The sequence below is a fragment of the Chryseobacterium lactis genome (assembly GCF_003815875.1).
GTDB classification, from domain to species: Bacteria; Bacteroidota; Bacteroidia; order Flavobacteriales; family Weeksellaceae; genus Chryseobacterium; species Chryseobacterium lactis.
The window spans coordinates 5,347,395-5,361,949 of record NZ_CP033924.1; the positions used below are offsets into that span (position 1 = coordinate 5,347,395).

Genomic DNA, 14,555 nt, shown 5'->3' on the forward strand with positions numbered 1-14,555 from the left:
TATGCAGACAGTTTTTGATTTACAAAATTTATATAAAAGCTATTTCTCGAGAAATCCGATTAATATTCCAACTTCAGGAACCGAGGTCATGCAGGATTTTAAAAATCTCAGTCCTTCTAAAAATAAAAACAGAGGCGAGATCTTTACCAGCACAAAAGGAATCGACTTCAATAAAACAGGAGCTTATGGTCAGGATATTTGGTTTCCTGTGGAGTTCAGAATCAACGGAAGCGATTCTCTGACGATAGATGCCTGTACTATTGCTGTCAACCTCAGCAAAACGGTTATCAGAACAGCAGTAAGCGAGAGAAAAGGAACCGTTAAGGAAATGTTCAGTATTGATGATTATAAGTTTACCATCAGAGGTTTTTTAATTGATAAAAACAGAAAAGTACCGGAAGCTGATATCGATAAGCTCAAAATGATTTTCGAAACAGATCAACCGGTAACAATGCACGGAGGATATCCGGAAATATTTCTGAAAGAAAGCACCCGGGTTGCCGTTACATCTCTGGAATTTCAGGAAGTACAAGGAAAAGTGCATTGGATAAGACCATTTAGTCTTACCTGTGAGAGTGATTTTATTGCAGATGTAAAAGATTTAGAAGTACCCAAAAAGAATGCTAATACTAACTAGTGATATCTCTATCGGAGAGGTAAAAGACATAAAAGCAAGCAAAGTAACCTGGAAAAGCGAGGTAGGATCTTTTATTGATTCATGTACTATTGAACTTCCGAGAATCAGCTATCTTAAAAATACCCAGCTACAGCAGACTGTGGACCTTAATCAGGAGCAGGAAAGCAGTAAGCGGATGGGATACGCTTTTAAAGAAGGCGACAAAGTCTGCATCTCTTTAGGATACAATAAAGTCAACCAAAAGCGTTTCGAAGGTTTTGTAAAAAGAGTCAATATGGGAGTTCCCGTCAAGATAGAATGCGAAGGATACGGATACCAGCTGTATGATAAGATCTTTAATAAAACATACGATTCTGTAACCGTGAGAAAGCTTCTGGAAGAACTTACAATAGGAACCTGTATTATTGTTTCCAAAGAAATTCCTGATATCCCACTAAAAAATGTAAGATTCAAAAATGTAACCGGCATCAAGGTTCTAGAATGGTTGAAAGACGAATGTAAACTTGCCGTTTATTTTAACATGAATGAAATCTTTGTCGGGACTCTTTATGGAAAAACCGAGAACAGGATCAAAGCAAGAATAGGCTGGAATACGGTAAAAGACGATGAATTCCGACAAAAAGCAGTGGATAAAACCACCAAAATTGTCATCACTGAAAAGAACGATAAAGGAGAAGTCAACAAAACAAAGTCTGACCAACGGGAATCTTCAGGTGAAAAAAGCTTAAAAGTAAAGGCAGGAATTCCTGCTCAGTTTTTAAAGCAAATCGCCAATCGCTTACAAACCAAAGAAAACTACAAAGGTTATGAGGGAAATATCACCCTATTTCTCGAGCCATATGCTGTAAAAGGGATGGTTTTGGAACTTGATGGCGGCATGTACCCGGATAAAACCGGAGAATATTTTATAGAAAGTGTAAGTGGTGAGTTTGGCTCATCAGGAGGAAGACAAACCGTAACCTTAGGATTTTTAATGCAGAAATAATGGCAACACCAGAATACATACGAGAAGGATTAAAACAAATTGCAAGCTCACACGCACCCGCTGTAAGTAACATCGCACAGGTGAAATCTGTGAATGAAGAAAAAGCGACCTGCATATTGATTGATGAAGATGGCCAGGAATATCTGGATGTGCGACTTCGCCCTGTTCTTACAGGTAACAAGAGTTTCATTCAGATTCCTAAAGTGGGAAGTTATGTACTGGCTGTACGGGTGGAAGATGATGACGACTGGATGATCATTGCCTGTGATGTGGTAGAAAAATTTTACTGGAAAACAGAAAGTGCAAATCTTGAGCTGAGTGATAAAATCCACATGGAAGCCAACGGAAAAAACTTTGCCAAGCTTGTAGATACGCTTTTTGATGCCATCCGGGATATGAAGTTTACGACCAATTACGGACCTACCATCAACCTGATCAATCTTCAGGATTTTGAAAAACTTAGAAATGAATTTAAATCGCTTTTAAAATGAGTTTAGACACAGCAGAACCAATACTCGTCAATGCATTACTTCAGATAATGAAAGACGAGGCCAACGAAGAGAACAGCGCAGAATCATCCAGAGCAAGAATTGCCGAAAAAATGGCCGGTGCAATTAAAGATTTTGTAAAAGCCGGTCAGGTAAAAGTAACAGTAGCTACCACAGGGACGGCAACGGCTCAGACAGGTACAGGAATCGGAAATATGATATAATATGCCTACAGATATTCTTTTAAATGAAAATTTTGAACTGCAATTTGCAGAAGGAGATTTTGTTTTTGGTGAAAGCACCTATGAACATCAGAGAAGTTTGCTACTTGCAGATAAAGGAGAAATAAAACTTTTCCCAAAAAACGGTGTAGGAACACGCAGATATCTTGAACATGAAGCACCTGAAGAACTGGCGAGAGAAATCAGACAGGAGTTTTTTGCCGATGGAATGAACGTGCATGAGATAGAAATTAGCGATACCCTTGATATAAACATAAACGCAGATTATGGAGATTAAAGTACTCAACAGGCAATCGATTTTAGATATCTCCATACAATATACAGGAGATGTGCAGAAATGTTTTGACATCGCCATTGCCAACGGAATGTCGGTTTCAGATCTTTTAGCATCCGGAACCCAACTGATAATTCCGGATGAAATAGAAAAAAATCCTGATGTCATCAACTATTATACATCAAGATTGATAAAACCCGCTACAGGGACAACATTAGAACAGGAAAACCAATTACCGACATTGAAAGGAATTGGATATATGCAAATCGGAAATACTTTTAAAGTAAGTTAACATGAATAAAACGCTTCAAGAAATAATCAATGAGATCCTAAAGCTTAAAAACGACAACCCGGATTTGCAAGCTCTCAACACCAATTCCAAAACCTCTTTCTGGAGAAAGATATTTGAAACGATAGGTTTTGTGATCTGGAACTTCCAGGAAGCTTGTAAACTTCATTTAAAGGAAATTGAAACTTTAATTCAAGAGCAGAAGGTTCCTACCTTAAGATGGTACAGAAACGAAGCTCTCAGATTCCAGTATGGGTTCAGTCTGCTTCCGGAAAGCGATCAGTTTTCCCCTCAATATGAAAATAGTGAAGGAGAACTTGTAGATGCTACCCTTCAGGAAATTGAAGACTCAAAGGTCATCAAATATGTAGCTGTTACCAAAGCGGTAAGCAGTTCAAAAATTTCAATGAAAATTGCTACTGAACAGAGCGACGGCGAAATTGTACCTGTAAATGACGATATCGGATTAGCTTTTAAATCTTATATAGAGCAAATTCAGGCTGCGGGCGACAATATCACCATTGTCAATTACAGACCTGATATTTTAAGGCTAAAATTTAAAATCTGCTACAACCCTGCTATTATTTTAAAAACAGGGATGAGCATCAGAACTTCCAGATATCCTGTTCAGGATGCGATAAAAAGGTTTTTGAAAAATCTTCCTTTTAACGGAGAATTAAGTGTGCAGAAATTAGAAGCTGCCATCCTGGCTGTAGAAGGAGTTACCGATTTATTAAATATAGAAGTTTCCAGTAAATGGATTGAAGCAGGTTCGCCTGGTTATGGACCTTTCCAGCCTATTGAAATCAGCAGAATCCCAAGTTCGGGAAGCTTTACATTAAGACAGTCTGCAGATCCGTCAGACCCGGATTATGAAGAAGACTGGAGTGGCATTACCTACATTAATTATCAGGCACAGTAATCATGAATGATAAATTATTTACCATCAATTTTAAAAGACTGGCAAGCTGGTGGCTGTTTACGTTCTGGCGAACAAAATCAGTATTAAACCTGGTGTCTGTTCTTATTTTCTGCATTGAGGACCTTTATAAAAGTGTCATGGAAGAAAGAAAAGGAAATCTGGAAAAGATGAATTACAACTACCAGAAGTTTTCACTTGAAAAAGTCCTCAATCGTAAGCATGATCGGGTTGCCAAGAGAATTAAAATTATTAAAGCCGTCCAGTATGAAGGTGTTTACATATACACTGAAGCCGAGGACAATCAGGGCAGCACGCCTACTCCGGGAGGAGGAATTTATAATCCGAAAACCAAATGGCTCTACGGAGATACCAATCCTCTTTATCTGAGAATGGAAGCAGAACTCTACAGCGAATACGACTTTATTGTACAGATACCTGTGAATAGTGATAATCCTGATGAACCATTATTGAACATAGACCAGCTGAAAGCTGATATAGATTTTTACAAATTACCTTCCAAAAGGTACCAAATACAAACAAAAGCATATTAATATGAAATATAATTTCAAATTTTTACAAACAGGCGGTGTTCCTCTAACGAATGACCTCATGGCACTTATTGAAGAAGCTTATGAAATTTTTGAGGTTCTTGGAGATCTGGCAGGAAATAAAACCATTTTATCAGGAGGTGAAGTTGTAGGATCCTTTGTGAATCCGGGAATTGTAGCCATTGATGGAAAGCTTTATTACTTCGAAGGAGGAAGTGTAAGCTCCAACCTATACATCCACACTGAACCCATTGAAAAAGTATTTGAAAGCCAGGAATCAAAGGTTTTAATTGAAAAAAGAACCGTTAAATTCGGTACAGGTACCGGCTCCAATAACTATCTATGGTCGGAATTCGTTAAGCTGTCTACTTTAAAAGAAATCCAGGTAAAATTAAATAATATGGCGTCGCAACCTGATGTTAACGCTTTAGCACAAAGAGTTGCTGCGCTTGAGCTTAAAACGTCACCTATTGTCAACGGAGGAGTGGTCTTTGTCTGGAAAAAACCGGTATCAGAAATTCCTGCAGGCTGGAAAGAATGCCAGGACTTTAGAGGAAAAACGGTAATGGGATGGAATCCTAATGATAATTCTTTTTCAACACTTGGAGCTGAAAGCGGTTCTAAAACCAAAATAATTACCAAGCAGAATTTACCTGATTTAACGACTTCGCTTTCATTACTTAATCCATATGAAGGAAACATCGGTGGAGGTGGATTTGATGGGGGTAATAACAGATGGCATTACAGTACAGGAACCTTCAATCCGGGGGGAACTTCTCAGCCTTTCGATGTTCTTAACCCTTATAGAATAGTCAACTTTATTGAACCTAATTTCCAATAAAAAACAAAAATGTCAACACCATTAAATACCATACTCAGCTATTTTGAGACCGGAGACTTTCCTACTCAGGAGCAGTTTCAGGCTTCATGGGAATCTTTCTGGCACAAGGATGAAACAATTCCTACCAATAAGGTTGCAGGATTAGACAGCCAGCTGCAGAATAAAGCTGATAAAAATATATTTGAAGCACACACTTCAAACCCGGATTCCCATACAGCTTATTTAGCCAAAAAAGATGCGTCTAACTTAGATAATACGAATGTTCAGGCCTGGAAAAATGCTCTAGGTGTAGGTGAACTGCCGGAAAATATCGCCACGGTTGACAATGAAAATAAGTTTGGAAATGTCTATTCAAAAGACCAAAGCAATGAAAGGTTTTTAACATTCAATGACTACGTTAATGACGATAGAAAAATCCGGGCTGATAAAATTGAAGCTTTAGGCTTAACAACCCTTATTGAAGCTACGGAAACATCTATTTCAGAATTTGCGGCACATTCAGGTTCATATACATTTGAAGATAATGACTTTATAGCCATTCCTGACAACAATGGAAATTTTGGCCTGCATATGTTTAAAGGAGGCAATAAAACAGAGGTTAAAAACTATCTGGCAACAGGACTTTCCAATATCACCATGGCAATGGTAGAGGGGCTACAAGACGCTTTGAATGAAAAAATGCGTAAACCTTCTTATAATGGTAATTTCTTTATCAGAGGACTTGGCCCGGGACCAATTTACGCTCCCATATCACCCGCTTCCAATTATTTGCTGTCGTGGGATGGAAGTGATTTCAAAGAGTCTACCATGTATTATAAAGACGGAAGATTTGGTATCGGAACCAAAACTCCGGAAGCGCAGCTTCACTTATTAGGAAATGTAAGATCTTCCGCATATGCTTTTGATACCAATAATGAAGCAAAAAGAGATCAGATTACCTATGATGGGTCGAAATTCTGGGGAGCAAATAATGCTTCTGTAAGACGACCTTTTATGTTTGCTGATTACGCCGCAGAAGTAGAATTGTGGAGCAGCCTGACAGATGCACAGAAAACTGATCTTAAAACAATTATGAATGGTGGCTGGAGTACAGGAACCATGAGTGTTGCACTCATCACACCGCCTGTAGTAGATATTTCGGACAAAAACTATTGGATCAGCTTAAAAGGAGCTAATTTAAATCTTAACCCTACCAGCTACAGTCTGGAAATTATGGCAAATGATGGAGTGACTCCTATAGCGATTATCCCAAATTCTCAGGTTCAGCTCTATACCAATGGTTTGGATTTATCTTTCTATTTCAACTTTAAGAATATTCCCAGGGGAAGTTATAAATTAAGATTATGGAATGGCGTTGCCAATTATCTAACATCAATGACTGTAAATGTTGTTGACAAACTTCAGCTTATCAACCTGAATAATCTTATATGGGAGACCAAACTATATACACCAGGCACTCCCGGAGTTGTGAATATCGCCGGAGGTGCAATGAGCTATGTGGCTTCTTACCAAAATAAACCTTTTGCCCGGGAGGCTGTTATTGTAGCAGCAATGAAAAGCAGTGAACTTATTCCTGCCGGACAAAATTTCAGTATTTCAGGAACTTTCAGGTTAAGGGATGCATCCAATTCAGCAATGAATATTGTATTAGGTTTAATAAGTAAAGACAACAACCTCAGCTTAAACAATAATGCCAATTTTCAGACAAGTATTAATAATAACAACCTTGCCAATTACTCAAAAACTGTCAAGGGAGATAATTTAACGGCAATCGTTACCGGAAATGAAACCGAAGTAATCGCAGGATTTACCATGGCCAGGAACGGAAATTTATTCACTGTTATCATTGAACAGGGAGGAAAGATTGCTGTAGGAACTAAAGTAGGAATTGAAGATGCGTTATGTTTGGTTTCCTATATCAACAACACTCTGAATAACGACGGAATAGGTGCCGACGCGGGCTTTAATATACAATCTTGCTATATATTTTAAACATCCTTTTATTTTAATTTAAAAATCATGTCAATCCCATTAAATACCATATACAGCTACTTTGAAACAGGAGACTTTCCTACCCAGGAACAGTTTCAGGCTTCATGGGCGTCATTCTGGCACAAAGATGAATCTATCCCTACCAACAAAGTTGCAGGATTAGACAGCCAGCTGCAAAATAAAGCGGATAAAAATATACTTGAAACCCATATTTCAAACCCCGACTCTCATACCGGTTATTTAGCCAAAAAAGATGCTTCCAACTTAGATAACACAAATGTCCAGGCCTGGAAAACAGCTTTAGGAGTTGGTGAGCTTCCGGAAAACCTTGCTACAGTTGATAATGGAGGTCAATTTGGAAATGTCTATTCGAAAGACCAGAGCAACGAAAGGTTTCTGACATTCAACGACTACGTCAATGATGACCGAAAGATCCGTGCCGATAAAATAGAAGCTTTAGGCTTAACAACGCTTATCGAAGCTAAGGAAACTACCATTTCTGGATTCGCTGCCAATGCAGGTTCATATCAATTTGAGGACAACGACTTTATTGCCATTCCTGATAGTTCCGGAAACTTTAGCCTGTATATGTTTAAAGGTAATGAGAAAACAGAGGTTAAAAATTATCTGGCAACAGGACTGTCCAATGTAACCATAGGAATGGTAGAAGGCTTACAGACCGCTTTGAATTCAAAAATGGATAAACCTTCTGCCACCGGCAATTTCAGCTATGTTGCTTCTGTAAAAAATGGCGTGGTGACCTGGAGTCCTATATTGATGTCTCCCAATTACATGGTGTATTGGAACGGTATTGAATTTATGGCAGCTAATGTTGCCTATCAGCAAGGAAAAGTTGGTATTGGTATAGGCAGTCCCAGTGAGCAACTGCACGTCATAGGAAGAGTACAGACAGACGCTGTTGTTCTCAGCATGAATACAGAAACCAGAAATAATCAGTTAACCTATGATGGAACAAAATTCTACGGGACAAACGTATCAAATATCAAACGTCCTTTCATGTTCTCCGATTATGAAGGCGAAGTTGAATTATGGAGCAATCTTACCGATACACAAAAGACCAATTTAAAGACCATTATGAACGGGGGCTGGAGTACCGGTACGATGAGTGCTGCATTGATTAGTCCTCCAATTGTTGATCAAACAAAAAATCAACCTTCCTGGATAACATTGAAAGGTGCTAATTTAAATTTAAATCCAACTACTTTTTCTGTTGAATTACTCAATATTGACACCAATATTTATACAACTATTCCTGGCAGCCAGATCCAGTTATTTACGACAGGATTAGACCTTGTTTTTTGGTTTAACTTCAATACAATTCCGGAAGGAAATTATAAAATCAGATTATGGAATGGAGTAGCCTACTATACAACACCAATGACTTTAAAATCGTTATCAAAATTAGTTGAATTTGATATGACAAGTATTGTATGGACTCCTTTAAAAGCTGATGGTAGCACAACATCAGGAAGCTATGGCAATAACGGATATGGCACGATTACTCCCGGAGGAGTCTGGACAGCCTTAAGGTCATCAGTCTTATTTAAAGAAAATGAAGATTTCAGTTTGTCTTTTAAAATTAACTCACAATTACCGATCTCCAATCAGGTTAATTATGTCGGAATTGTAAGTGGTTTAATTCCGCTTTCAACAGTTAATAATTTCAGCATTGAATGGAAATACCAGGATTATGCTTCATGGGGAGGTTCCGGAAATGTGCTACTCAATGGAAACCTGGCAGGAACCGGAAGTACAAACTTTACAGATACAATATATATAACAAGGCAAGGAACACTTTATAGTGTCATGGTGGTAAAAGGAGATGGAAAGGTTCATTATTTTAATATTACCACTCCGGCAGTTCCCGTTACATTAGGATTACTTGGTATTGTAGGAACAGAAACTTTAACCATCCAACAAATTTACTCTTTAAATCAATAGTTCACCCTTATAAACAGAAAATATGTCAATACCATTAAACACCATATACAGCTATTTTGAAACCGGAGACTTCCCTACTCAGGAACAATTCCAGGCTTCATGGTCATCATTCTGGCACAAAGATGAATCTATCCCAACCAGTAAGGTTACAGGCTTAGAGAGCCAGTTACAGAACAAAGCCGATAAAAGCATCTTCGAAAGCCATATTTCAAACCCGGATTCTCATGCCAGCTATTTAGCAAAAAAAGATGCTTCAAATCTTGACAACACTAATATCCAAGCCTGGAAAACAGCCTTAGGTGTTGGCAACCTTCCCACAAATATAGCTACCGTGGATGATGGCAATACATATGGGAACGTGTATTCAAAAGATCAAAGCAATGACAGATTTTTAACATTCAATGACTATGTGAATGATGACAGAAAAATTCTTGCTGAAAAAATAGAAGCTTTAGGTTTAACAACCCTTATCGAAGCCAAAGAAACTAATCTTCCAGCTTTTGCAGGAAACTCAGCTTCTTATCAGTTTGAGGATAATGATTTCATTGCCATCCCTGATAGTGCCGGAAACTTTAGCCTGTATATGTTTAAAGGAGGTGAAAAAACAGAGGTGAAAAATTATCTACCGACAGGAATATCCAATGTAACTATAGGAATGGTAGAAGGTCTTCAAGCCGCTTTAAATGAGAAAGTAAATAAACCCGCTACAGACGGTAAGTTTTATATCAAAAGAGATGCTGGTGTTACTACAACCGAAGTCTTACCGGATGAAACACTTGCTACCGTTGTCAACAGAAACAACTATTGTCCTAAAGGCATCGCTTTTACTGAAGACAAAACAGGAAGCGGTAATCCGGGAACAGTGGCTGTTTTGGGAATCAACAGGTCTACGTATTCTTTCTCTTTTGGTAATATTAATGCTAATCATACAGGAACTTACAATATCGCCTGGGGATACAATACATTACCAGCAGTAACTTCCGGGCAATCCAATACGGTAGTCGGACATTTTGCAGGTAAGGATGTAACTACCGGCACAGCCAATGTTATCATGGGAGTAGAGGCTGGAACAGGACTTGTAACAGGTACAGACAATACACTGATAGGAACATCGTCCGGATATGGATTGAAAGAAGGTACCGGAAATACCATGCTTGGAAAGTGGACAGGCTGCTTTATTGCCGGCGCCAACAATACCTTTTTGGGTTATCAGGCAGGACAATACTGGGGTAAGGGAGGTACCGGTTTATGGTCATCCAATGTCGTCATCGGAGGAGGAACTTCGGGCCATGGTAATGGAATCTGGGGCGAAAACAACCTTATTCTCGGGTCTAATATTGAACTGATCGGGGCACAAAATAATAAATTCATTATCAACAACTTCCTCAGAAAGGATAATAATTATTACAAAACCCATTTCATCGAAGGAAATTTTGCTGATCGTTGGTTAAGATTTGACACCAGCTTACAGGTGTTAAGGCTACCCGTCGCAGATGCCACATTTACTAAAAATGTTGTAGCAAAACCCGACGGAACTTTTGGAGTGGAAGAAAAACAAACGATCTCCCAGGATTATATTCCATTAGCAGGAACATCTGCCGGTAAACCTGTAAAGGGTACCATAGAATTTGCAAAAGAAGGAGGCGGAGAAATGAAAAGTGGCGTAGCATCAATTGCTATGGAAGACGGGTTTACATTTATTACTTCAACAGACATAGCTACCGGTCAGGTTTCTCGATTAAGCGTAAGCCCAACACAGGTCTTTTTATCTCAAAACGGAGGTGAAAACAGAAAATATATCAACCTGTCTAAAGATATGGATAGAATTGATATAGGTTCACCAGCACTGGGTCCGGGTATTGTAGGGTCAAATTATTACGGAGCAAATTATACAGACAACTCTTTCGTTCAAAAGAAATGGGTAGATGAAAAATTAAAAACAATTAGACCGGGCTTTAAAATTTATAAAGCTTTGATGTATGTAGACCGTTACCTGGAGCCTAAATTCACAGTTCTGGAAAATACATTGGGAGACATTGTATGGAAACGTGAAGATACAGGAAGATATATGGCAACATTACAAGGGGCATTCCCTACTGACAGAACATGGATCAATAGTAAGGTAAATGCCCGGTCAGGAAAGAAATATGCGTACGACTGTCTTACAGATATCATATCGGATGATGCATTATACCTTCATCTTCTTAACTGTGACGATGTCAGCAGCCCCACCGATATTGTAGGCCAATTTGGAGTGATTGAAATCTACGTATACGATTAAATTTTCAGAGATGAATTAAATATAAAAAACATGATTGAGTTATTCAAAGAACATATAGGTACTTTTCTCAGCTTAGTAGTTTCGGGCTCTGCAGGATGGTTTTTCGGAAGAAGAAAGCTGAATGCAGAGGTAGAAGGAATGGATGCGGATAATGAAGGTAAAAAGCTGGAGAACGACGAGAAACTCGTTAATCTTTATAAAGAAGCTTTGGATGACCTTGGAAATCGTTATGAATCAAAGTTCAAAGAATTTTCAGAAATTTCAGAGCGAAAGATTAAATTGCTGGAAGAAGAAATCAATATTCAGAAACGCATCAATGAGCAACTGAGAGCAGAAAATGCTGTTCTTAAAGCAAAATTAAAAGAGAATTAAACTTATAATTTACAAAAGCATCTACAACAGATGCTTTTTTTGTATTTATAGGGTAAAAATTTTTAAACGTGGACGTTTGGAAAAAGAATTACGGCATTTGAAATTGGTGTCTGTATTACGGTGAAAATCCTTGTCAAGGTTTAAAATCTTGACAAGGATTGAAACTTACCTTTTCATTTAATAAAAATTTTGAATTATTTAAAAAAATAATTCTTTGATGAACAGACAATTACCCCTAAAAACCATCCTCACTAATCTATTTTTTCAAAAAAACTCTTCTAAAAGCTTGCACGGTATTATAAATTATTATACTTTTGCATCACTTTAAAACAACGAAGTAAGTCAAACAAAAATATAATGGTTTCTTAGCTCAGTTGGTAGAGCAATGGATTGAAAATCCATGTGTCCCTGGTTCGATTCCTGGAGAAACCACTTTAAAACCTCTGATTATTCGGAGGTTTTTTTGTTTTATAAAGTTGTTGAATAATGTAAGAAGGATTCTAAGAATTAATTTCCAAGCTCCAGTTGATTCTTTACAAGATTATAATAATCGGATCTTCTGGAAACCAGTTCCTGATGGCTGCCCTGCTCTACAATTTCGCCATGTTTTAATACGACAATCTGGTCAGCATTTTTCACCGTTGAAAGTCTATGTGCTACAATGACAGCAGTTTTACCATTAAAAAAAGATTGCAAATTGTCATGAATTATTTTTTCATTATCAGCATCAAGAGCAGAGGTAGCTTCGTCAAAAAAGATAAACTGCGGGTTCTTATACACAGCCCTTGCAATCAATATTCTTTGTTTCTGTCCTCCGGAAATCCCATTACCCGCAGCTCCAATCTTGGTTTTCAGTCCCAATGGAAGTTCTTCAACAAAAGATTTAATATTAGCAGTATATAAAGCTTTCTCAAGCTTTATATAATCAATATCTTCATCCCCTGCAACAATATTTCGTTCTATGGTATCAGAAAATATAAAACCATCCTGCATTACAGTTCCACAGTTTTTTCTAAGGTCTTTTGGTGAAATATCTCTACTATTTAAATGATTGAAAAAAATTTCACCTTCTATCGGTTCATAAAACTTCAGGAAAATTTTCATGAGGGTACTTTTTCCGCTTCCGCTCGCTCCCACTATTGCCGTTATTTTTCCTTCAGGAATAAAAAGATTGATATTTTTTAAAACATAAGGAGATCGGGGACCTTCATATTGATAAGAGACATCCTTAAAATAAATTCCCCTCTCTATTCCATTCTGTTCAGTATATTTTTTACTGAGTAACGGAACCTGGTTTTCGTGTTCTTCATTGGGATGATCCTGTACTTCGTTTAATCTTGATAAACTCAGTTTGGCGTCCTGCAAAGATCGAAAGAATTGAATAAGCTCATTCACCGGAGAATTCATTTGTCCAATAATATAAGAAACACTTAATAACTCTCCTAAGGTCATATTTCCTTTTACCACAAATGAAGCTGCCAAAAAAGTGACAATGATATTTTTTAACTGATTAATAAATTCAAATCCTGAAAGTTGTATCTGATCCAACTTGAGTATTCTTACATTGGTCTTCAACAGCTTCTTCTGTATTTCTTTCCATTTATGGCGGTTATACTCCTCAAATTGATTAAGCTTCATTTCTGAGACTCCATTGATGATCTCATAAATGGATTCCTGGTTCTCACTTCTTTGCTGGAAACGGAAATAATCTAAAATTTTCCTTTTCTTCATCCAAAACAAAGACCATGTTATGGATATTGAAGTCAAAATCAGATATACGGATAAAATCGTAATATCATAGTACCAAAGGACACCAAAGAAGACAATGAAAGTGAGTGCTGAAAATAATGTAATAAGGCTCTGGGAGGTCAAAAAACTCTCTATACGTTCATGATCCTGTATTCGTTGGCTGAAATCGCCCAACAGTTTCGTATCAAAAAACTTAATAGGTAACTGTAAGAGTTTTTTCAGGAAATCAGAAATAATACGGATATTAACATTAGTTCCTACAATCAGCATTATCCAGTTGCGAAAAACATTGAATATAATATTACCCACGAAAAATGCTAATTGAGCAATAAGTATATATGAAATAACTGAAAGATCCTTTTTACTCACCCCTTCATCTATTAATTTCTGTGTTAGAACAGGAAGTACGACAGTAGTGATGGTTCCCAAAAGGAGAAATACAAGCATCTGAAGCATTTGCTTTTTGTACGGTTTCAGATAGTTTAATAAAAATTTTACTGATATTTTGGTTTCTTGTTCTGAGGTTTGTTTATAGAACTCTTCCGTTGGCTCTAAAAAAAGAGCTACTCCTTTTTCACCTTCAGAGATCCAGTTATTTTTAAATTTTTCTTCCGTTAGTGCTATATATCCATGTGCAGGATCTGCTATTTTAAATATCAGTTTTCCTGTTAAGATATTTTTTGAAATTTTGTATAGAACAACAAAGTGATTCTGGTTCCAATGTAGTATACATGGTAGAAGACTACTATCTAAGTTATTCATTTGCAACTTAGTAGCAACTGTATCAAACCCTATTTTTGCTGAAGCTTCAGTGATTCCTAATAGCGAAACTCCTTCTCTGGTAATGAAGCTTTTGTCCCTTAAATATTGTAATCTGAAATTTACTCCATAATGAGAGGAGATCATAGCGAGACATGCCGGGCCGCAATCCATCTGATCGTGTTGAGGAACAAAAATCATGAAAAATAAGTTA

The 14,555-nt window shown here is 37.4% G+C and carries 14 protein-coding genes and 1 tRNA gene; 14 read left to right on the forward strand and 1 reads right to left on the reverse strand.

Annotation, left to right across the window (positions count from 1 at the left end):
* Position 1: 1 nt before the first annotated feature.
* The 14 genes from EG342_RS23855 (at position 2) to EG342_RS23920 (ending at position 12,265) form a co-directional block, all read left to right on the forward strand.
* Entirely contained in the window at positions 2 to 637 is a 636-nt protein-coding gene (locus EG342_RS23855; RefSeq protein WP_103293154.1) for a DUF6046 domain-containing protein, read from the forward strand.
* Entirely contained in the window at positions 621 to 1,622 is a 1,002-nt protein-coding gene (locus EG342_RS23860) for a hypothetical protein (RefSeq protein ID WP_103293155.1), read from the forward strand. The genes EG342_RS23855 and EG342_RS23860 overlap by 17 nt, the downstream gene beginning before the upstream one ends.
* Entirely contained in the window at positions 1,622 to 2,113 is a 492-nt protein-coding gene (locus tag EG342_RS23865) for a hypothetical protein (RefSeq protein WP_103293156.1), read from the forward strand. The genes EG342_RS23860 and EG342_RS23865 overlap by 1 nt, the downstream gene beginning before the upstream one ends.
* Positions 2,110 to 2,334 carry a hypothetical protein gene (locus EG342_RS23870; RefSeq protein WP_103293157.1) on the forward strand — a complete coding sequence of 75 codons (225 nt, stop codon included), beginning with the start codon at positions 2,110 to 2,112 and terminating at the stop codon, positions 2,332 to 2,334. Before EG342_RS23865 ends, EG342_RS23870 begins: the two co-directional genes overlap by 4 nt.
* 1 nt (position 2,335) lies before the next feature.
* Positions 2,336 to 2,629 carry a hypothetical protein gene (locus EG342_RS23875; protein WP_123868170.1) on the forward strand — a complete coding sequence of 98 codons (294 nt, stop codon included), beginning with the start codon at positions 2,336 to 2,338 and terminating at the stop codon, positions 2,627 to 2,629.
* Positions 2,619 to 2,918, forward strand: a complete 300-nt coding sequence (locus tag EG342_RS23880) for a hypothetical protein (protein WP_103293159.1) — start codon at positions 2,619 to 2,621, stop codon at positions 2,916 to 2,918. The genes EG342_RS23875 and EG342_RS23880 overlap by 11 nt, the downstream gene beginning before the upstream one ends.
* Position 2,919: 1 nt before the next feature.
* Positions 2,920 to 3,837, forward strand: a complete 918-nt coding sequence (locus EG342_RS23885; RefSeq protein WP_103293160.1) for a hypothetical protein — start codon at positions 2,920 to 2,922, stop codon at positions 3,835 to 3,837.
* Positions 3,838 to 3,839: 2 nt separating this feature from the next.
* Complete coding sequence (locus EG342_RS23890) at positions 3,840 to 4,388, forward strand: hypothetical protein (protein ID WP_103293161.1); 549 nt, start codon at positions 3,840 to 3,842, stop codon at positions 4,386 to 4,388.
* Position 4,389: 1 nt separating this feature from the next.
* Entirely contained in the window at positions 4,390 to 5,226 is an 837-nt protein-coding gene (locus EG342_RS23895; RefSeq protein WP_123868171.1) for a hypothetical protein, read from the forward strand.
* A 9-nt stretch (positions 5,227 to 5,235) separates the two neighbouring features.
* Entirely contained in the window at positions 5,236 to 7,218 is a 1,983-nt protein-coding gene (locus tag EG342_RS23900) for a hypothetical protein (RefSeq protein ID WP_103293163.1), read from the forward strand.
* 27 nt (positions 7,219 to 7,245) lie between these two features.
* Positions 7,246 to 9,180, forward strand: a complete 1,935-nt coding sequence (locus EG342_RS23905) for a hypothetical protein (RefSeq protein ID WP_103293164.1) — start codon at positions 7,246 to 7,248, stop codon at positions 9,178 to 9,180.
* A 22-nt stretch (positions 9,181 to 9,202) separates the two neighbouring features.
* Positions 9,203 to 11,461, forward strand: coding sequence for a hypothetical protein (locus tag EG342_RS23910; protein WP_103293165.1), 2,259 nt, complete (start codon positions 9,203 to 9,205; stop codon positions 11,459 to 11,461).
* Positions 11,462 to 11,491: 30 nt separating this feature from the next.
* On the forward strand, positions 11,492 to 11,833 hold the full coding sequence (locus EG342_RS23915) for a cell wall anchor protein (RefSeq protein WP_103293166.1): 342 nt from the start codon (positions 11,492 to 11,494) through the stop codon (positions 11,831 to 11,833).
* Positions 11,834 to 12,192: 359 nt separating this feature from the next.
* Positions 12,193 to 12,265, forward strand: a tRNA-Phe gene (locus EG342_RS23920).
* A 75-nt stretch (positions 12,266 to 12,340) separates the two neighbouring features.
* Here the strand turns inward: EG342_RS23920 and EG342_RS23925 are convergent.
* Positions 12,341 to 14,542 carry a peptidase domain-containing ABC transporter gene (locus EG342_RS23925; protein WP_103293167.1) on the reverse strand — a complete coding sequence of 734 codons (2,202 nt, stop codon included), beginning with the start codon at positions 14,540 to 14,542 and terminating at the stop codon, positions 12,341 to 12,343.
* Positions 14,543 to 14,555: the final 13 nt, after the last annotated feature.